Origin of the sequence: Campylobacter sp. TTU-622, from assembly GCF_016598965.1 — a bacterium.
GTDB lineage: Bacteria > Campylobacterota > Campylobacteria > Campylobacterales > Campylobacteraceae > Campylobacter_D.
This window is the reverse complement of record NZ_JAENKR010000004.1, coordinates 1-20,596: the sequence shown is the minus strand read 5'-3', so window position 1 is coordinate 20,596 and position 20,596 is coordinate 1. Positions and strand designations below refer to the sequence as shown.

22 protein-coding genes are annotated in these 20,596 nt (G+C 27.8%); 18 read left to right on the top strand and 4 right to left on the bottom strand.

Annotated features, from left to right (window positions below; all coding sequences use genetic code 11):
- The 14 genes from JG677_RS01180 (at window position 1) to feoB (ending at window position 13,584) form a co-directional block, all read left to right on the top strand.
- The gene (locus JG677_RS01180; RefSeq protein ID WP_200284723.1) at window positions 1–1,947 is read left to right on the top strand and encodes an HsdM family class I SAM-dependent methyltransferase; all 1,947 of its coding nucleotides are present in this window, start codon (window positions 1–3) and stop codon (window positions 1,945–1,947) included.
- Window positions 1,937–3,604 carry a restriction endonuclease subunit S gene (locus JG677_RS01175; protein ID WP_200284721.1) on the top strand — a complete coding sequence of 556 codons (1,668 nt, stop codon included), beginning with the start codon at window positions 1,937–1,939 and terminating at the stop codon, window positions 3,602–3,604. Before JG677_RS01180 ends, JG677_RS01175 begins: the two co-directional genes overlap by 11 nt.
- A 61-nt stretch (window positions 3,605–3,665) precedes the next feature.
- Entirely contained in the window at window positions 3,666–4,361 is a 696-nt protein-coding gene (locus tag JG677_RS01170) for an SIR2 family NAD-dependent protein deacylase (RefSeq protein ID WP_200284719.1), read from the top strand.
- Window positions 4,361–4,960 (top strand): LysE family transporter, encoded by a 600-nt coding sequence (locus tag JG677_RS01165; protein ID WP_200284717.1) that lies wholly within the window; start codon window positions 4,361–4,363, stop codon window positions 4,958–4,960. Before JG677_RS01170 ends, JG677_RS01165 begins: the two co-directional genes overlap by 1 nt.
- A gap of 3 nt (window positions 4,961–4,963) precedes the next feature.
- On the top strand, window positions 4,964–6,061 hold the full coding sequence (dapE, locus tag JG677_RS01160; RefSeq protein WP_200284715.1) for a succinyl-diaminopimelate desuccinylase: 1,098 nt from the start codon (window positions 4,964–4,966) through the stop codon (window positions 6,059–6,061).
- A gap of 41 nt (window positions 6,062–6,102) precedes the next feature.
- Window positions 6,103–6,294 carry a sulfur carrier protein ThiS gene (thiS, locus tag JG677_RS01155; RefSeq protein ID WP_200217417.1) on the top strand — a complete coding sequence of 64 codons (192 nt, stop codon included), beginning with the start codon at window positions 6,103–6,105 and terminating at the stop codon, window positions 6,292–6,294.
- Window positions 6,291–7,100, top strand: a complete 810-nt coding sequence (gene thiF / locus JG677_RS01150; RefSeq protein ID WP_200284713.1) for a thiamine biosynthesis protein ThiF — start codon at window positions 6,291–6,293, stop codon at window positions 7,098–7,100. The genes thiS and thiF overlap by 4 nt, the downstream gene beginning before the upstream one ends.
- Window positions 7,090–7,854, top strand: coding sequence for a thiazole synthase (locus JG677_RS01145; protein ID WP_200169584.1), 765 nt, complete (start codon window positions 7,090–7,092; stop codon window positions 7,852–7,854). Before thiF ends, JG677_RS01145 begins: the two co-directional genes overlap by 11 nt.
- Before the next feature lie 17 nt (window positions 7,855–7,871).
- A complete protein-coding gene (gene dcm, locus JG677_RS01140; protein WP_200284711.1) occupies window positions 7,872–8,834 on the top strand; it encodes a DNA (cytosine-5-)-methyltransferase in 963 nt (320 codons plus the stop codon).
- Window positions 8,827–9,594: a type II restriction endonuclease gene (locus JG677_RS01135; protein ID WP_200284740.1), complete on the top strand. Its 768-nt coding sequence runs from the start codon at window positions 8,827–8,829 to the stop codon at window positions 9,592–9,594. Before dcm ends, JG677_RS01135 begins: the two co-directional genes overlap by 8 nt.
- Before the next feature lie 3 nt (window positions 9,595–9,597).
- Window positions 9,598–10,743 (top strand): 2-iminoacetate synthase ThiH, encoded by a 1,146-nt coding sequence (thiH, locus tag JG677_RS01130; RefSeq protein WP_200169585.1) that lies wholly within the window; start codon window positions 9,598–9,600, stop codon window positions 10,741–10,743.
- Entirely contained in the window at window positions 10,733–11,344 is a 612-nt protein-coding gene (locus JG677_RS01125; protein ID WP_200284710.1) for a thiamine phosphate synthase, read from the top strand. Before thiH ends, JG677_RS01125 begins: the two co-directional genes overlap by 11 nt.
- Window positions 11,345–11,527: 183 nt before the next feature.
- On the top strand, window positions 11,528–11,752 hold the full coding sequence (locus tag JG677_RS01120; protein WP_200217422.1) for a FeoA family protein: 225 nt from the start codon (window positions 11,528–11,530) through the stop codon (window positions 11,750–11,752).
- Entirely contained in the window at window positions 11,749–13,584 is a 1,836-nt protein-coding gene (feoB, locus tag JG677_RS01115) for a ferrous iron transport protein B (protein ID WP_200284709.1), read from the top strand. The genes JG677_RS01120 and feoB overlap by 4 nt, the downstream gene beginning before the upstream one ends.
- A 34-nt stretch (window positions 13,585–13,618) precedes the next feature.
- Here feoB and JG677_RS01110 read toward each other — a convergent pair whose 3' ends face one another.
- Window positions 13,619–14,104 carry a peptidylprolyl isomerase gene (locus JG677_RS01110; RefSeq protein ID WP_200284708.1) on the bottom strand — a complete coding sequence of 162 codons (486 nt, stop codon included), beginning with the start codon at window positions 14,102–14,104 and terminating at the stop codon, window positions 13,619–13,621.
- Between the two features lie 9 nt (window positions 14,105–14,113).
- Window positions 14,114–14,821: a YebC/PmpR family DNA-binding transcriptional regulator gene (locus JG677_RS01105; protein WP_200169590.1), complete on the bottom strand. Its 708-nt coding sequence runs from the start codon at window positions 14,819–14,821 to the stop codon at window positions 14,114–14,116.
- Window positions 14,822–14,898: 77 nt separating this feature from the next.
- Here JG677_RS01105 and JG677_RS01100 point away from each other — a divergent pair, with 77 nt between their 5' ends.
- Genes JG677_RS01100 through JG677_RS01085 form a run of 4 tightly spaced genes read left to right on the top strand, consistent with a single transcriptional unit; the run spans window position 14,899 to window position 18,698 of the window.
- The gene (locus JG677_RS01100; protein ID WP_200284707.1) at window positions 14,899–15,432 is read left to right on the top strand and encodes a GNAT family N-acetyltransferase; all 534 of its coding nucleotides are present in this window, start codon (window positions 14,899–14,901) and stop codon (window positions 15,430–15,432) included.
- Between the two features lie 8 nt (window positions 15,433–15,440).
- Entirely contained in the window at window positions 15,441–16,376 is a 936-nt protein-coding gene (locus JG677_RS01095) for a cation diffusion facilitator family transporter (protein WP_200284706.1), read from the top strand.
- 1 nt (window position 16,377) lies between these two features.
- Entirely contained in the window at window positions 16,378–16,578 is a 201-nt protein-coding gene (locus tag JG677_RS01090; RefSeq protein ID WP_200169593.1) for a heavy-metal-associated domain-containing protein, read from the top strand.
- Window positions 16,578–18,698: a heavy metal translocating P-type ATPase gene (locus JG677_RS01085; protein ID WP_200284705.1), complete on the top strand. Its 2,121-nt coding sequence runs from the start codon at window positions 16,578–16,580 to the stop codon at window positions 18,696–18,698. Before JG677_RS01090 ends, JG677_RS01085 begins: the two co-directional genes overlap by 1 nt.
- A gap of 86 nt (window positions 18,699–18,784) precedes the next feature.
- Here JG677_RS01085 and JG677_RS01080 read toward each other — a convergent pair whose 3' ends face one another.
- Together JG677_RS01080 and JG677_RS08760 are read right to left on the bottom strand one after the other, a co-directional pair.
- Window positions 18,785–20,323 (bottom strand): DNA polymerase III subunit gamma/tau, encoded by a 1,539-nt coding sequence (locus JG677_RS01080; protein ID WP_200284703.1) that lies wholly within the window; start codon window positions 20,321–20,323, stop codon window positions 18,785–18,787.
- Window positions 20,324–20,522: 199 nt separating this feature from the next.
- Window positions 20,523–20,596, bottom strand: a 74-nt coding sequence (locus JG677_RS08760) for a hypothetical protein (RefSeq protein WP_234284611.1), incomplete at its 5' end; no start/stop codon positions are given.

The window sequence follows — 20,596 nt, the reverse complement described above, 5'->3', positions numbered from 1 at the left end:
ATGGCAAAAAAAGAAGCACAAACAGATTTATTTGTATATAAGCTTTTAGAAGAAGCAAAGATAAATTTAACTTATCAGGGTTCAGATATTAAAGAATTAAATGAAGCTTTAAAAAACGCTTCAAAAAAAGGAACAAATAAACAAGGATATCCCGAATATTGTGGAGTAGTAAAAGATTTTGTAATTGTGATTGAAAATAAGGCAGATCTTAGCAAACATATCAAAAGAAATGAAAATAATCTTATCTCGCAAGAGCAAAAAGATATAGAAAATTATGCTTTAAATGGTGCTTTATGGTATGCAAAGCAAATTATTAATAATCAAAATACTTATAAAAAGGTTTTTGCAATTGCTGTAAGTGGCGATAGTAAGAAGCATAAGATTACTCCAATGTTTATTGATAATGGAGCATTTATTAGAGAACCTTTAGAAGATATAGAAACTTTTATGCTTTTAAATGAGAAAAAGATAGAAGATTACTATAGAAGGGAAGTATTAAAAGAAGAGTCAAGTAAGCAAAAAACAAAAGAGGAGATAGAAAAAATTGCAAGCATTTTGCACGAAGACTTGCGTAATTATGGAGCATTAGATGATAGAAATAAGCCTTTAGTGGTAGCTGGAATTTTATTAGCATTAGATGAGATGAAAGTAAAAAATTTAGATTTAGATTATTTAAATAATGACTCTATAGATACAGATGGCTTTAAAATTTATGAACTCATTAAGTCAAATTTAAAAAGATCGGATTTAGCTCCACAGGTAAAATTTGATAAAGTTTTAACTCAATTTTCAGTGATTAAAGATACAAAAAAGATTAATGAGATATGTGAGATTGTAGATAAAAAAGGTCTTAGGATAAATTCTACTCCTTTAAAACACTATGCTAAATTTATCAAAGAAAATATTTTTGATTCTATTGATAGAATTAAAAATTCTAATGATTATTTAGGGATTTTTTATAGTGAATTTATGCGTTTTAGTGGAGGCGATGGACAAACTTTAGGTATAGTTTTAACCCCGCATCACATTACAGAGCTTTTTTGTGATTTGATTAATTTAAAACCTAGCGATAGAGTGCTTGATCCTTGTTGTGGGACAGCAGGATTTTTAATCACAGCTATGGATTATATGCTCTTACAAGCTAAAAATGAAAGGCAAAAAGAAGAGATAAAGAAAAATCAACTTTTTGGCTTTGAACTTCAATCTTTTATGTTTGCTGTTGCTACTGCTAATATGGTTTTAAGGGGCGATGGTAAAAGCAATTTAGATGATGAAGATTTTTTAAAGCAAAATCCACTTAGACTTCAAGAAGACTTTAGGGCTAATGTAGGCTTTATGAATCCACCTTATTCTCAAGGTAAGATTGATAAAAATTTAACAGAAATTGCTTTTAGTGAACATTTGTTAAATTCCATACTAAAAGATGGAAAAGTTGTAGTAATCGTTCCACAATCTGCAATGACTGGAAAAAGCAAAGAAGAAAAGATAATCAAAGAAAGCATTCTTAAAAATCATACCTTAGAAGGAGTGATTACTTTAAATAAAAATACTTTTTATGGAGTAGGGACAAATCCTTGTGTAGCAGTTTTTACAGCAGGAATTCCGCACTATAAAGATAAGATAGTTAAATTTATCAATTTTGAAGATGATGGTTATGAAGTGCAAAAGCATAAGGGTTTGGTTGAAAGCATACATGCACAAGATAAAAAAGCTTATCTTTTAAAGGTATGGCGTGATGAGATAGAAGCTCCAAGTAAATTTTGCGTTAAAACTACTATAGAGCCAAATGATGAGTGGCTACATAGTTTTTATTATTTTAACGATGAGATTCCAACGCATGAAGAATTTGAAAAAACAATGGCAGATTATTTAACTTTTGAGTTTAATATGATAACACATGGCAGAGGCTATCTTTTTGGTTTAGAGGATAAAAAAGATGAAAAATGATTTAGCTAGTGTTGAGTGGAAAGAATTTAAGATAAGTGAAGCGTTTGAAAATTTTCATGGAAAAAGATTAGTTGAAAAACAAAGAATAAAAGGAAAAATTCCGCTACTTACAGCTGGTGAAAATAATAATGCAATTGCTTCGTTTATTAATAATGCAAGTGTAATTTATGAAGATTTTATTTCTATAGATATGTTTGGCAATGCTTTTTATCATCCATACAAAGCTTCAGGAGATGATAATATTTATTTTTTTCTTAATCAAAAACTTTCAAAATATGTAAAATTGTTCATTGTATGTTGTATAAATATGCAAAAGAGTAAATATTCTTATGGAAAGCAATTTAGGCAGACAAATGCTGATAATTGTAAAATAATGCTCCCGATAGACTCTAAAGGCAATCCAAATTATAGCTTTATGGAAAGCTATATGAAAGAAATAGAACAGAACTATATAAAAAGCATCTTAAGTTATTACAATAAAAAACTATTAAGTTACGGGGGGGGGGTATTACCTAATTGTAATAACACCTTTAGAGAACAAAGCATTTTCATTGAGGATGGCCTCATGAAAATTGCAGGAGAAAAATTAAAATTAGAAAATATAGAGTGGAAAGAATTTACTTTAGAGCAAATTTTTAGTGAAATTAAAAGGGGTAAAAGGTTAATTGAAAAAGATAGGATAAAAGGTAATATACCTTATTATTCAGCAAGTAAAGAAAATAATGGATTAACGGATTTGATCAGCAATCCTTTATTTGTAGAGAAAGATAAAATTATTATTACGACATTTTGTGATTGTTATTACATAGAAGGAAATTTTACTGCTAGTGATGAGATTACAATGCTTGGAAATGAAAAATTAAATAAATATAATGGTTTATTTTTAGCAAATATTATTAAAAATAATGCTTCAAAATTTGCTTTTGGATATAAAGCTTTTACAGAAAGATTAAAAAGACAAATCATACAACTCCCAAAAGATGAAATGAATAATCCAAATTGGCAATTTATGGAAGATTATATGAAAGCTATAGAAAAAGAACATTTGGAAAAAATTACAGCTTATTATAATGCTAAATTAAATGAAAACAACTGGGGGGGGGGATTTGATTTAGATGAATATAAAAAATTTATCCAAAATCAAAAGCAGTTAGAAAATGTTGAGTGGAGAGAATTTAAAATAAATGAAATTTTTAATGTTTATACAGGAGGAGATTTAATATTATCCAAAATTAAAAAAGGGAATATTCCTATAATTAGCCATAGTGTGCTAAATAATGGAATTAGCTCATGGAGTTCGCAGATTAAAGATAGAAAAATTTTTAATTATAAGACAACAATTTCATTAGCTGATAGAGGTAATTTTTTTGCATTTACGCAAATGCAGAATTTTTATATAGGCACACGAGTAAAAGCCTTAGAGATAAAATATAATGTTGATTTTGATGTGCTAAAATTTATTTGCGTATGTATTAATAAACAATCTGATAGATTTTCATACGGAAGAAATTGCTGCGCAAATATAGAATTTTTAAATATTATTCTTCCCATAGATTCTAAAGGTAGTCCCAACTGGCAATTTATGGAAGATTATATAAAACATATAGAATATAAAAAGATAAAAGATATTGTAGTTTATTATCAAAGAAAATCATAAATCCACAAATATTTCTTAAAGCATTTTTCGCTAAACTTCATAAATTTTATAAGGTTTAGCGATGAAAAACATTATGATATTAAGTGGAGCTGGACTTAGTGCTCCAAGTGGGCTTAAAACTTTTAGAGATAATGGTGGGCTTTGGGATGAGTATGATGTGATGGAGATTTGCTCTGCAACAGGCTTTAGAAAAAATCCCAAAAAAGTGCTTGATTTTTATGATGCAAGACGCCTAGAGCTTGCAAATGTAAAACCAAATTATGCCCATAAGCAAATTGCTAAATTAAAAGAAAAATGGGGTAAAAATCTTTTTGTTTTAACGCAAAATGTTGATGATTTGCTTGAGTGTGCAGGGTGCAAAGAAGTCATTCATTTACATGGCTTTTTGCCTGAACTTCGTTGTTTAAAATGTGGTGAAATTTTTAATATAGCTTATAATTTAATGGCAAATAAAAAATGCCCTAAATGCAAAAGTGAAAATTTAAGGCATAATATTGTTATGTTTGAAGAAGCAGCCCCAGCTTATAACACACTTTACTCTCTTTTAAGTCAAACTTCACTTTTTATAAGCATAGGCACAAGCGGAGCTGTTTTGCCCGTGGGTGAGTATGCAAGAATGTGTGAAAAAAGTATTTTAAATATCTATGAAAAGGATGAAAATTTAGAGACATTTTTTGATAAAATTTATATAGAAAATATTTTAAGTGCTATTGATAAAATAGCACAAGATATAGATGAATTTATGAAAGATAGCTAATGTTTGATTCTTTGTTAAATGGGATGATTTTGGGTTTTGGGGTAAGTGTTCCTTTTGGACCTGTAAATATTTTGATCTTAACTTATGCTCTTAGAGTTTTTAAAAATTCTTTAGCTGTAGGTCTTGGTGCTTTTAGTATTGATATGCTTTATTTCTTTCTTTTAAAATTTGGACTTATTGGTTTTTTGGACAATGCGATATTTATGAAGGTTTTAGCTGTATTTGGATTTGTTTTTTTAAGCTATATGGCTTTTTTGATGCTTGTGAAAAAAAATAAAGATTTAAATTTAAAAAATGTAGAATTTAAAGAAAAATTGTTTAAAAGTTATTTAAAGGGTGTATTTTTAAATGGCTTAAATCCTTTTGTAATAGGATTTTGGCTTAGTGTTGCAGGTATTGCTATAAAAGAAAGTCATCCTAATGCTATGGTAATTGGTCTTATTGTAGCTATACTTTCTTGGATCTTTGCCCTATCTTTTTTTGTAGCAAGATATAAGGATTTTTTTAGTGCAAGGATTATTAAATTTATCAATATTATTTCAGCTCTAATCATAGAGTATTTTGCTATAAATTTACTTTATAAAACTTTTATAGGATAAAAAATGAATGCAAAAGAATTTTTAATAGAACTTTTAAAATTTAAATCTATCACACCAAAAGATGATGGAGCTTTAAATTTTATCGCTTTGGAGTTAAGCGAGTTTGAAGCTTTTTTTATAGAAAAAGAAGGTATCAAAAATCTTTTGCTTACAAAAAAATTTAAAGATGAAGGCGAGCATTTAGCTTTTTGTGGGCATATAGATGTTGTTCCTGCAGGAGAAGGTTGGCAAAGCGATCCTTTTAAACCTATAGAAAAAGATGGTTTTATCTATGCAAGGGGAGCACAAGATATGAAAAGTGGCGTGGCCGCTTTTGTGTATGCTTTAAAAGAAGCTAAATTTAATGGTTCAAGACTTTCTTTAATGCTTACAAGCGATGAAGAAGGCGAAGCAAAATATGGAACTTTGGAGCTTCTTAATTTTATGAAAGAAAAAGATCTTTTGCCTGATTTTGCTTTGGTAGGAGAACCAACCAGTGATAAACATTTTGGCGATACCATTAAAATAGGGCGTCGTGGATCTATTAATGCAACGCTTATTATAAAAGGTAAACAAGGGCATGTAGCTTACCCTGAAAAATGCATTAACCCTATACACGATTTTGCCCCAGTTTTAAAATTTTTAGCTGGATTTGATCTAGATCCTGGAAGTGCTGAATTTGATCCTTCAAAGATTGTTATTACAGATATTAGAGGAGGATTAGAAGTTAGTAATGTAACGCCAAATGATTTAAAAATTATGTTTAATATTAGAAATTCATTAGATACAAATGTAGATGATGTTAAAGCTTATGTAGAAAAAATTTGTGAAGGGTTAAACTATGAGCTTAAGATAAGTCAAAGCTCTAAACCTTTTTTAACCAAAAGTGATAATAAAATTGTTCAAAAAATTAATCAAAGCGTTCAAAAAATCACTTCTCAAGTTCCAAAATTTAATACCAAAGGTGGCACAAGTGATGCAAGATTTTTAGCTGAGTTTGGTGTAAGCGTATGTGAATTTGGTGTGCGTAATGATACAATCCACGCTGTAAATGAAAGAGTAAGCGTAGAAGAATTTGAAAAGCTTTGTTTAATTTATAAAGATTTCGTAGAAAATTTTTAAATAATATTTATTTTTTAATATTAAGAATTAAAAGAGTTAAAATGATTATAAATGGACAAAAATTTGATCTTAAAGAGCTTAAATTTATAGATTTTTTAAAAGAAAAAAATTTAAAAATAGAATTTATTGCCTTAGAATTAAATGGAAGAATAGTATCCAAAAGCGAATTTGAAAATTTAATTTTAAAAGAAAATGATAAAGCTGAAATCGTAAGTTTTGTAGGGGGAGGTTGATGAGAGTTAAATTCAATGGTGAGTTTTTAGAAACAGAGCATAAAAACACTTTAGATTTTTTTCAAAGTGTGAGTAAAAATGAAAGTGATGTGTGGATAGTAAATGGTTTTGCAACAAAGGAAAATATAAATTTAAATGAAAATGATGAGCTTTTTTGTATAGAAAAAAATGTTATGCCACCTAAAGATGCTTTAGATGCCATGATGAGATCACGCCATACTCCAAAGCTTCATGATAAACTTAAAAAAGCAAGTGTAGCAGTATGTGGGCTTGGCGGACTTGGATCACATATAGCCATAATGCTTGCACGTAGTGGTATAGGGCATTTAAAACTTATAGATTTTGATATAGTTGAACCTAGTAATCTTAATCGTCAAGCTTATCGTGTAAGTGATTTGGGTAAATTTAAAACCGAAGCTTTAAAAGAACAAATTAGCGAGATAAATCCTTATATTAGTATTGAAATTTGCACTTTGAAGATAGATGAAAATAATTTAAAGCTTTTATTTAAAGATATAAATATAGTTTGTGAGGCTTTTGATACTGCACTTGCAAAAGCTATGATAGCACAAAATTTTCATAAATATTTTCCAGATAAAACTTTAATTTGTGCTTCAGGTCTTGCAGGATACGGAGATAGTAATAGCATACAAACAAGAAAGATAGCACAAAATTTCTATGTTTGTGGAGATTTGATAAATGGGGCTAAAGTAGGCAATGGACTTATGGCTCCACGTGTAAATATTTGTGCAGCTCATCAGGCTAATTTAGTTTTAGAACTTCTAGCGAGAAATAATGATGAATGATATTTTAAAGATAGGAAAATATGAATTTCAAAGTCGTTTTATATTAGGTTCAGGTAAATTTTCACTCGATCTTATAAAATCAGCTATTGATGAGGCAAAAGTAGAGATCATTACTTTAGCTTTAAGAAGAGCTTATACTGGAAATGTTGAAAATATACTTGATTTTATTCCTAAAAATATCACGCTTTTACCCAATACCTCAGGCGCAAGAAACGCTAATGAAGCTTTGCGTATAGCAAGACTTTCAAGAGAACTTGGTTGTGGAGAGCTTATAAAGATAGAAGTAATAAGTGATAGTAAGTATTTATTGCCTGATAATTATGAAACAATTAAAGCTTGCGAGCTTTTAGCTAAAGAGGGTTTTACACCTTTACCTTATATGCATGCTGATCTTTATGCGGCTAGAGCTATGAGAGATGCAGGAGCTGCGGCTATTATGCCTTTAGCTGCACCTATTGGGAGTAATAAAGGCCTATGTGCTAAGGAATTTATACAAATTTTACTTAATGAGATTGATTTACCAATTATTGTTGATGCAGGCATTGGAACCCCTGCACAAGCTTGTGAAGCCATGCAAATGGGAGTAAGTGCAGTGATGATAAATACAGCCATAGCTGAAGCAAAAGATATCGCTTTAATGGCAAAAGCTTTTTCTTTGGCAACTCAGGCAGGAAGAGTGGGATATTTAGCAGGCTTAGCAAGTGTAAGTGAAGCTAAAGCAAGTTCTCCATTAACAGGCTTTTTAAGGGATTAGATTAAAGGGGATATTATTTGACTTTTATTGATTTTTGTAGTGGTATTGGCGGTGGGCGACTTGGCTTGGAAAAAGCAGGATTTACTTGTATAGCTTTTAGTGAGATTGACAAGGCTGCTATAAAAACTTATAAAAAATTATTTGATACTAAAAATGAGCTTGAATTAGGTGATTTAACTAAAATTAATCCTGAAATTTTACCTGATTTTGATTTGTTAATTAGTGGTTTTCCTTGTCAAAGTTTTAGTATTGCTGGTAAAAGAGAGGGTTTGGATAATAAAGAAAAAGGACAGATTATTTTTTATTTAGCAGATATTTTAAAGATAAAGCAACCTAATTTTTTTATACTTGAAAATGTAAAAGGTTTATTAAATCACGATAAAGGACAAACATTTCAAAAAATTTTAGAACTTTTAAAGTCTTTAGATTATGAGGTAAGCACAAAGCTCTTAAATAGTCTTGATTTTTCTTTGGCTCAAAGTAGGGAAAGGGTTTATTTTATAGGAATAAAAAAATCTTTAAATAGGATTTTTAAATTTGATTTTAAAGAGAAAAAAAAGCCTAATATAAAAGATTTTTTAAATCCTAGTGATGAAAATATTTTAAATAAAAACAAATATGAAACTTTTTTAAGATATTTACAAAATAAATACAATAAAAATCGTTTTTGTCTAGAAGAATTGTTAAAAAATGATTTTTTGATATTAGATACTAGACAAAGTGATTTAAGATGTTATCAAGGCAAAATTCCAACACTTAGAAGAGATAGGCAAGGAATTTTATATGTTTATAATAAAAATTTTTATATCTTAAGCAAGATTGAAGCATTAAAACTTCAAGGTTTTGGAAAAATAAGTAATTTAGAAGATAAAATAAAAAATATAAAACAAAGCGATATATTAAGACAATGTGGCAATGCAATGAGCGTAAATGTGGTAGAAAGTATTGCTAAAAGTTTAAGGGAGCAAATTGATGAATAAGGTAGAGCTTGGTTCAAATACAGCTAAAAATGGTTTTAAAAATGAAAATTTCGTAGTTAATACTTTTAATAATTGGCAAAATGATACTTTGGCACAATCTTGGCTAAAAGCTATGAAGTATAATTTAAGAGATATTCAAAGTGTGAAGGCACAAAAAATTAAAGGAGGTTTTAAAGCTGATGTTCAAGTTGTTATTTTAGTGCAAATTAAATTGCAGAATTTACAAGATGTGCAAAATATACAAGTAAAATTAGTGTCAAATCCACAAGGCTTTAATCAAGTTGATAAAAGATGGTTGAAAAATTATAATGAATTGTGGAATTTTCCTGATGAACTTTTGGAAATTTTACAGTACTTTACAGGTGAAAAAAGCCCAAAAATAAAAAATCCTAAAGATAAAAGAAGAATGTTTTTAACTGAATTCACAAAAGAAGAGCAAGAGCAGGTTATAAACTTCTTTATTAAAAATCAAGCCTTGGTTGTTAATGATATTTTAAAAGGTAGGGGACAATTTGCTAGCGAATGGTTTTTAGTGATTTTAAAGATTGAAAAACAAGATTTAAAATGGCTTTTAAAACCCATTAATGAAGTAATAAATTTTTATAGCGGGGAAGTGCTTATTACAGACAGGGGAAGTTTAAAAATTGGTAAAATTACTATGCAAAGAAAAGGTGGAGATAATGGAAGATTGAGTGCAAATATGTTGCAATTTAAAATTAATCCTTGCGAATTATTCATTGAAGTTATTAAAAGGGATTAATTAATGCAAGATTGTATGGAGTACTTACCTCATATGCGAAAGATAGAAAGTGAAATTTTAACCAAGGTTTTAAGCGAGGTTCAAGCTTATGATGAGAATAAATATAGTGCTAAAGATGTTAAAAATGCATTAAATTCCGTGCATTTAAGCATAGAAAATCTAAAAGCCTTGCTTTCAAGTGCAGCAGAAGACTTTATAGAGGAGCTTGCTTTAAAATCTGCCAAAATTAAGCAAAAATATTTTGGAAATGCGATTTTGCTTTTTACTCCACTTTATTTGTCAAATTATTGTAATTCAAAATGTGTTTATTGTGGTTTTCAAAAAGGAAATAAAATTACAAGAGCAAAACTTAATGAAGATGAAATTCATAAAGAAATGCAAGCAATTGCTAAAAGTGGATTACAAGAAATTTTATTATTAACAGGTGAAGGCAGAGAATTTGCAAGCGTAGAATATATTGCTCGTGCTTGTAAAATAGCTAGAGAATATTTTAAGGTTGTAGGAGTTGAAATTTATGCTTTAAATGAAGATGAGTATAAAATTTTACATGAAAATGGCTGTGATTATGTAACTATTTTTCAAGAAACTTATAATCCTTTAAAATATTCTAAAATTCATTTAGATGGTGAAAAACGTATTTTTCCTTATCGTTTTAATGCGCAAGAAAGAGCTTTAAGAGCAGGTATGAGAGGAGTTGCTTTTGGGGCACTTTTAGGGATTGATGATTTTAGAAAAGATGCACTTGCTACAGCTCTCCATGCGCATTTTTTACAACAAAGATATCCGTGGGCTGAAATTTCTCTTTCGATTCCGCGTTTAAGACCCATAATTAATAATGCTAAAATAGATTCAAAAGATGTGAGTGAAAAAAGACTTTTTCAAGTTCTTTGTGCTTATAGGATTTTTTTACCTTATGCAACAATTGTTATTTCAAGTCGTGAAAGAAAAGGCTTTAGAGATGAGGTAGTGAAATTTGGAGCAAACAAAATGAGCGCTGGAGTAAGTGTGGGGATAGGTGAGCATCAGGGTAATAAAAAAGGAGATGAGCAATTTGAAATTTCAGATAAAAGAAGTATAAATGAAATTTTAACTATGCTTAAAAAATCAAATTTACAGGCTGTGATGAGTGATAGTATCTATGTGGGATAAAAAAATTATTGCTATTAGTGATAGAAAATGTATTGAGGGTGATTTTTTAAAATATATCGAAAAACTTGCAAAAGCTAAAGTTGATGCTATAGTTTTAAGAGAAAAAGATCTTAGTGAATTTGAGTATTACGATTTAGCTAAAGAAGTTTTAGCTATTTGTGCTAAAGAAAAAGTTACTTGTTTTTTGCATTTTTTTGATAGAGAGTGTTTAAAATTAGGGCATAGATATTTTCATACCCCGCTTAGCTTATTAAGAAAAGATCCAAAAATTGTAAGATATTTTCATATTTTAGGAACTTCTGTGCATAGTAAAGAAGAGCTTTTAGAGGCTATGAATTTTAAAGTAAATTATGCCTTTGTAGGACATATTTTTGAAAGTTCTTGTAAAATCGAACTTGCTCCTAGGGGCTTGGAATTTTTAAAAGATTTGCTTGAATTTAGCAAAATTCCTCTTTATGCTATAGGAGGTATTAATCTTAATAATATTTCTGAATTTAAGAATTTAAATATAGCTGGTATTTGTATGAGAGAAGCTCTTATAAAAGAAGATAATCTTAAAAAATATATAAAAGAATGTAGAGAAAAACTATCAATTAGATAAATGATTTTATTTGATTTATAAAAATAAAATGAAGTTAAAATCAATCTTTATATTTAGATATTAAAATACTTATTTTATAGTTTATTTTTTAAAAATTTATTTTATATTTTTTAAAAATTTAACTTTATTTAAGCATTATTACTATAATATTGATATCAATTATCATTTATATAGGAAGTCATTATGAATCTTAATGAGTTAAAAGATGGTCAAAAGGCTATTGTCAAAAATATAAATGCCGATAAAGAGTTATTAAATAGACTTTTGAGTTTTGGATTTACAAAAAATAAGAATCTTACTAAGATACGATCTTCTTTGAAGAATGCTACTATTATGATAGAACTTGAAACAACTTGTGTAATTTTACGTTCAAGTGAAGCAGAAACAATCGAGGTACAATTAGCATGAAACAAATAAAAGTTGCTTTGGTAGGACAACCAAATGTTGGAAAAAGTTTGCTTATTAATAAGCTTTGTAAAGCAAATATGAAGGTGGCAAATTTTAGTGGAGTTACTATAGAAAAGGCGAGTGCAAAAACTTTCTATAAAGATTATGAAATTGAAATTATAGATTTGCCTGGTACTTATGCTCTTGATGGTTATAGTGAAGAAGAAAAAATTACACGCTATTTTTTAGATCATGAGCAATATGATATTATAATAAATGTTTTAGATGCTACAAATTTGGAAAGAAATCTTATTTTAAGTTCTGAGCTTTTATTGTTAAATAAAAAAATGCTTCTTGCATTAAATATGTGCGATGAAGCAAAAAAAGAAGGCATTGAGATTGATATTAAAAAACTTAATTTATTATTTAAAATACCAGCTTTACAAGTAAGTGCTAAAACTAAGGAAAATTTAGATCTTTTACTTGAAAAAGTTGTATTGCTTTATGAGAGTAAATTTAGAGTTAAGAGTGATTTTTATTCACATTTTTGTCAAAATGGCATACAAAAAGAAAATTTAATACAATATGCAAGTAATGTATATTCTCAAATTATAGTAAAATCTTCAAATTTTAGCCCTTTAAGTAAAAAAATAGATAAAATTTTAATTCATCACTTTTTTGGATTACCTATATTTTTATTTTTAATGTGGTTTTTATTTCAACTTACATTTACTTTAGGGCAAATTCCTATGGATTATATTGAAGAAGGTTTTGGTATGTTGGGTGATTTTTGTAAAGAACATATATCCAATCCTTTACTCGCTTCAGCTTTAAGTGATGGAGTTATAAATGGAGTGGGCGCTGTTGTATTATTTTTACCTAATATTATTATTTTATTTTTAGGAATTGCACTTTTAGAAACAACTGGTTATATGGCTAGAGTTGCTTTTTTACTTGATGGTATTTTGTATAAATTTGGCTTACATGGAAAAAGTTTTATTCCGCTTATCACAGGTTTTGGTTGTTCTGTGCCCGCTTTTATGGCAACTAGAACATTAAAAAATAAAAAAGATAGACTTTTAACTCTTTTTGTTATTAATTTTATGAGTTGCGGGGCACGTTTGCCTGTATATGTTTTATTTATAGGAGCCTTTTTTCCAAGTGATAAGGCTGGAAATTATTTATTTGGAATTTATATTTTGGGTGCTATTTTAGGTCTTTTTGCAGCAAAACTTTTAAGAATTACCGCTTTTAAAGGATTAAATGAACCTTTTGTTATGGAAGTACCAAAATATCGTATGCCAAATTGGAGTTTGGTTGCTTTTATGGTTATTAATAAAGCTAAAGCTTATCTTAAAAAAGCAGGAACCTTTATACTTTTGGCATCTTTATTTATATGGTTTGCTAGTAATTTTCCAAGAGAAAGGGTTCAAGGTTTAGATGAAGAACGAAATGAAGCAGTTGTTGAGCAAAGTTATCTTGGTCAATTTGGTAAAGCAATAGAGCCTGTTTTTACTCCTTTAGATTTTGATTGGAGACTTAGTGTTGCTCTAGTGAGTGGTTTAGCTGCTAAAGAAACTATGATTTCTACAATGGGAGTTCTTTATTCTTTAGGGGATGATATTGATGAAAATAGTCAAGATTTAAGAAGTATTATTTCTAAAAGTGTCTCTTTTCCTAGTGCTGTAGCTTTTATTTTATTTGTAATGATTTACAATCCTTGTTTTGCTGCAACTATAGTATTTTCAAAAGAAAGTGGAAAAACAAAATATACAATTTATTTATTTCTCTTTACTTGTATAAGTGCTTATATAGTAGCTTTAATAGGATTAAATATAGCAAAACTATTATGAAATTTTATCTTTGCTTAAAATAAGCAAAGATAAATTATTTTATTTCTTTTAAAATTTTAATATTTATAATCTTATCTCCTTGTTTAATAGAGTCTAAGACTTTTAAACTTTCTTTATCATCTTTATCAATTTGTCCAAAAATAGTATGTACTCCATCTAAATGAGGTTGTGGGCTATGACAAATAAAAAATTGTGATCCACCTGTATCACGCCCAGCGTGAGCCATAGATAAGCTCCCTCTTTCGTGTTTATGTTTTTGATTATCGCATTCGCAAGCTATCTTATATCCAGGTCCGCCTGTACCTGTACCATTAGGACAACCCCCTTGTATAACAAAATCTGATATTACGCGATGAAAAGTTAAATCTTTATAAAAATTTTCATTTGCTAAATTTGCAAAATTACAAACTGTTTGAGGAGTCTCATCTCCAAAAAGCTTAAGTTTCATTACCCCTTTTTCGGTTTCTATAAGAGCAAATTTATATTCTTCAACTTTGCTTGTATCTATTGTTTTAAGCATTTTCTCTCCTTATTCTATATTTGTATATACAGCTTGAACATCATCATCATCATCAAGTTTATCAAGAAGTTTTTCTATATCTAAAAGTTGTTCTTCACTAAAAGCTATAGGATTATTTGGGATATACTCAAGTCCTGCTTTTTTAAGAGTTAAACCTTTAGCTTCTATAGCAGTACTTAACTCTCCAAAAGAGGTGTAATCTCCACTGATTACTAATTCTTCATCATTTTGTTCAAGTTCTTCAAGTCCAGAATCTATTAAATCAAGTTCAAGTTCTTCCAAATCACCACTAAATTTTTCAAGATGAAATACTGCTTTTCTAGAAAACATAAAACCTAAAGACCCATTTTGTAAAATTTCTCCACCATTTTTGCTAAAAATTGCTTTAACATTTGCAACCGTTCTAGTAGGATTATCACTCATACATTCAACTATAACTAAAGCCCCGTGAGGAGCTTTGCCTTCATAGTGGATATTTTTAATATCAGCGCTATCTTTACCGCTCGCTCTTTTAATTGCTGCATCAATATTATCTTTTGGCATATTATTGGCTTTTGCTGTAGCAATAGCACTTCTTAATTTAGGATTCATATCAGGATCTATTCCACCTTCTTTTGCGGCAACTTGTATTGCTTTTGCTAACTTAGGAAAAAGTTTGCTCATTTTATCCCATCTTGCTTCTTTTGAAGCTCTGCGGTATTCAAATGCTCGTCCCATAATTCTCGCTTTCTTATATTTTTTTAAAGATAAAAGTATAAACTAATATCTCTAAATTTGTTTTTAAAAGGTTAAGAATGATCCGCAAAGCTAAAAAAGAAGAGGCAAGAAAAGTTATAATTTTATTAGCAAAAGCTATGGATGATATGATATATCATTTAAGCGGTTGTAATGATTATGATCAAGCCATTAATACGCTTTGTAAATTTTATGAGAAAGAAAATAATCGTTTAAGCTATAAAAATATTTATATATATGAGCTAAATAAAGAAATTTTAGCAGCACTTTGTTGCTATGATGGAGCCTTAGCTGATGAACTTGATAAACCTTTAAATGAGATTTTAAATCCTTTAAATAAAAAGGTCTTAAAAGAATGTGAAAATGAATTTTATCTTGATAGTATAAGCGTAGAAGAAAAAGCAAGAGGCAGGGGTATAGCTAAAGAACTTATAGAATACGCTTATAAGAAAGCTTTAGAAAAAAATAAAAAACTTTCTTTAATTGTTGAAGAACATAATAAAAAGGCAAAGAGTCTTTATGAAAAAATGGGTTTTAAGACTATAAAAGTTAAAACTTTATATGGTCATATTTATAATTATATGGAAAAATAAGGAGAAAAATGAAAGAATATCTTTTACATAAGCCATTATTAAAAACAAATTTTTGTTCTCACGCTCACGAGCATAATCATGAGCATCACTCTCATTTTGATGCAAGAAATACAGATAAAAAAATTTTAATGATTTCTTTGTTTATGACAGGTTCTATGATGATTGTGCAATTTATCTATTCATTGCTTTCAAATTCTTTAGCACTTTTAAGTGATACTTTGCATATGTTTTCTGATGTTTTTGCTCTATTTCTTAGTTATATAGCTATCATTGCTGTTCAAAATTTTAAAAACAAGCAAAAAACATTTGGATATTTTAGACTTGAAATTTTAGTAGCATTTATTAATGCTTTAAGTATTATTTTTTCAGCAATTTTTATTATATATGAAGCTATAAATAAACTTTTAAATCCAGTAGAAATTGATGCAAAAACTATGATTATAGTAGCATTTATTGGACTTTTGGTCAATGCGATTAATGGTTTTATGATGTTTAAATACGCAAATTTGGATAATATCAATATGAAATCAGCTTTTTTGCATATGCTAAGTGATTTATTTGGGTCTTTATGTGTTGTAATCGGTGGAATTATAGTTTATTTTACAGGGATTGTTTATATTGATACGATTTTGGCTATAATATTATCTTTATTGCTTTTAAAATGGTCTATTTCCTTATTAAAACAAAGTATTAATATTTTGCTTGAAAGCTCTCCTGTAGATATAAAAGATGTTGAAACAACTTTATTAGAATATAATGAAATTTTAGAAGTGGTAGATTTGCATATTATAGAAATTACAAATGAAATGTTTGTTGCTTTTATGCATTTAAAACTTTCTATAAATAATTTAGATGAATTTGAAGAAATTTATAAAAAAATATCTAAAATTCTTTTAGAAAAATTTAAAATAGGACATATTACTATACAACCATTAAGGAGTTAAAATGAAATTTAAAGTTGCTAATATTAATTGTCAAAATTGTGCAAATTTAATTAAAAATTCTTTAGAGGATGAATTTGGAAAAATAGAAGTTGATTTAAATGTTACACCAAGAGTTGTTGCAGTTAATATCAATAAAGAAAAAATAGAAGATTTTAAAAAAGAAATGAAAGATTTAGGTTTTGAGATTTTAGAGGAGCTTTAATGCAAGAATTAAAAATCAAAATAGAAAAAATGACTTGTGTTAATTGTGCTAATTCTATTGAAAAGATAAGTAAAAAAATCGAAGGCATTAAAGATGCAAGTATTTCTTATGTAAATTCAAGTGGTGTTTTTCTGATTGAAAATGAAAAAGTAAAAAATGAACTTTTTAAAAAAATAAAAAATTTAGGATATGAAATTTTAGATGAAGAACAAGATTTAGAGAAATATAAACTTAAGCAATTTTCTAAAATGAAACTTAATTTCTTTTTAAGTGCAATTTTGAGTATTTTGATTATGTATTTTGAAATGTTTGTAAAGAATTCTTTTTCTAAAGATATGCAATTGTTAATTAGTATTTTTGCTATTTTTTATTGCGGGAGAGTTTTTTTTATCAATGCCATTAAAGGATTAAAATATAAAAATTTAGATATGAATACTTTAGTAGCTTTGGGTTCTTTTATGGCATTTGTGTATTCTTTGCTCGTATATTTTAAGATTTTTGAAAAAGATGAACATCTGTATTTTAGTGGTGCAAGCATGATTATAAGTTTTGTTTTGTTTGGAAAACTTTTAGAAGAATATGTAAAATTTAAAGCTCAAGATTATCAAAAAAAAATTAATAGTCTCAGTATAAAAAAAGCTAAAATTTTAATTAATGATGAACTTAAAGAAATTCCAAGTTCTTTTGTTAAAGTTGATGATATTCTTATAGTAAAAGAAGGTGAAAGTATAGTTGCTGATGGTGTAGTTATAGAAGGTAAAGCTGAGCTTGATACAAGTTTTTTAACAGGAGAATTTTTACCAGTTTTAAAACAAAAAGATAGCATAGTTAGTGCAGGAAGTATTGTTTTAAATGGTTTTTTAAAAATTAGGGTAAGCAAAAAGGCTATGGATAGCACTTTAGAACAAATTAAAGATCTTATTTTTAAAGCAGGCAATATTAAAACACCTATTGCGACTTTAGTTGATAAAATTTCAGCTTATTTTGTGGGTTTTATTATAATTATCGCAAGTATAGTTTTTATTTTTTGGAGTTTAAAATCAGGTTTTAATGAAGCTTTTTTATATGGTTGTGCTGTTATTTTAATCTCTTGTCCTTGTGCTTTAGGACTTGCAACACCTATTGCTATAGTGGTAGCTTTAGCAAATGCTGCTAAAAAATCTATTTTGATTAAAAATCCTAGTGCTTTAGAGAATTTAAATCAAATTAAAGAGATAGTTTTTGATAAAACAGGCACTTTAACTGAAGATAAACTTAAAATTTATAAGCATAATCTTAGTGAAGAAAATTTCAATTTACTTGCACAAATAGAAAGTTTTAGTTCTCATCCTATAGCAAAAGCTATTTCTAAAAATTTAAATTTAAACACTTGCTTAAAAGGTGAAGTTAAAATGCATATTGGAAAAGGTTTAGAGTATCAAGGAGAAGATGCTATTTATTTCGCAGGAAATGAAGAATTTTTACAAGAAAAGGGCGTTGATATATCTAAAACTAAAGAATTTTTTGAAAAATTTTTAGATAAAGCACCTGTTTATGTGTATTTTGCTAAAGATAAAGAATGTTTAGGCGGAGTGTGTTTAAGCAACACTTTAAAACAGGAGGCAAAAGAACTTATATTATCTTTAAAACAGAAAAAAATTCATAGCATTATTTTAAGTGGGGATAATGAAAAAAGTGTTAAACAAATAGCTAAAGAATTAAGCATTGACGAATTTTATGCAAGTTTAAAACCAGATGAAAAGCTTAATTTTATACAAAAAAAACAAAACAAAAATCCTATAGTTTTTGTTGGAGATGGTATAAATGATGCTCCATCTTTAAATTTAGCGGATATTGGCATTAGTTTTGCTAAAGCAAATGATTTGGCAAAAGAATCAGGAGATTTTATTTTAATAAAAGATGATTTAGGATTAATTGATTATTGTTTTAAAATTTCTCATAAAACTAGAAATATAATTAAACTTAATCTTTTTTGGGCCTTTTTTTATAATTCTCTTTGTATTCCTATAGCAGCTGGTTTTGTGCCCTATATCACTTTAAACCCTCATCTTGCAGCTCTTGCTATGTGCTTTAGTTCTATAGCTGTTGTTTTAAACTCTTTAAGATTAAAAAATATTTAGCTTTAAGGCTAAATATAAATTTTATTATTTTTTATTTTTGAGAAAATTTAAATAGTATAAGAGATTTTTTTATTGTAAAATATAAATTAATTCTCTATTTTGGGTTCTCCAAAACAATCTCTTAAAGCATTTTTAGTATCTTCTAAAGGATCAAATTTTTTAGCGTCTTTTTTAAATTCATCAAATTGCGAATTAATATCTATTTTTTTATTTTGTGAATTTGATAAGTCTTGAGTAATAGGTTGAAGCTTACTCTCATCTATAAAAATTTCTTTTTGTACAGAAATCTTAGCATTTGCTCCAAATTTAGTTTTAAAAAGCTCTTGTATAAGTTTAAAACCTTTATTAAGCTTATCTCTATCTTCTCCTTGTGCATTTGAAGTAATGGCTAAAATTTCATTTTCATAATTTATAAATTTCGTATTTTTTTTAAAGCATTCTCCAAGATCATAATCTCTATCATAGATAAGATCGGTTAATATTTCATAAGGGTTTTTATGATTGTTGTCTTGTTCTATAGGGCTTTTATTTTCTTGTATGGAGCTTTTTAAATAATTATTTTCTTCTTTTTTATTATTAATTTTAAATTCATTAATTTTTTCATCAATTTCTTTTAAATAGCTTGCTTCCATCATCATAAAAGCCATAACACAAAGTGTAAATCCATCATCATCACTAGTTATACTTTTAGCACGTGAGAGTATCCTAAAGAATCTTTCATAAATTAAAGTAGAAAATTCAGTGCTTTTTGAAAAAAAACTTTCCTTAAGATAAAAAAGCATTTCATCAATAACATTTGAGGCTTCATAATCTTGAAATTCTTTTAAAAATTCAAAAACTTTTCCTTCATCTTTTTTCAAAATGCTATTATAAAATTCCTTTATTTTTAAAGGATCCAAAAGACCTAGCATATCAGTAATTTTAGTAACACTGATATTATTTTCACAAAAGATAATAGCTTGATCAAGTAAAGTTAAAGTATCTCTCAAAGAACCATTACCACTTCTTGCTATAAATTTTAAAGCTTCATCTTCGTAATTTACATTTTCCTTCATAAGAATTTCTTTAAGATGATTAAAGATATCATTTTGAGAAATTTGTTTAAAGCGAAAATGTTGAGTTCTTGAAAGAACAGTTGCTGGTAATTTTAAAGGATCCGTTGTTGCTAAAATAAATTTTATATAGCTTGGAGGTTCTTCTAGGGTTTTTAGTAGTGCATTTGCAGCTTGAGAAGTAAGCATATGAACTTCATCGATAATAAAAATCTTAAACCTTGCCATTGACGGGGTGTATTTAGTTTGTTCAATTAAAGCTTGAATATCTTCTAAGCCACGATTGCTTGCTGCATCCATTTCTATAATATCAATATGCTTACCCTCAAGTGCAGCTAAACATTGCTTACAAATTCCACAAGGATTTGAGCTTGGTCCTTGATCACAAACTAAAGCACGCGAAAAAATTCTTGCACTTGAAGTTTTTCCACTTCCACGCAAGCCAGAAAATAGATAAGCGTGAGCAAGTCTTTGATTGTCAAGTGCGTATTTTAAACTAGTGCTAACAGTTTTTTGCCCTATAAGTTCATCAAAAGTTTTTGGTCTATATTTAATAGCTAAAGCTTGAAGCATTTTTCTCTCTTTATAAAACCTTTTTTTGCTATCATATTATGTATTATTTTTTGATTTATAATAAAATTTTGTTTCTTTTTTAAAGCTAAAAATTTATAATTTATTTTAATATTAAATAAAAAAATAAGATAGGCATATAATAAATACATATTTGACTTAAAAAATACCTATTTTTTTCATTACTTGTTTTTCTTTTAAACTATTCATTCATTATAGATAAAAGTTCAATGTTGTTTTTTGTTTTTAACATTTTAGAATATAAAAATTTAAGAG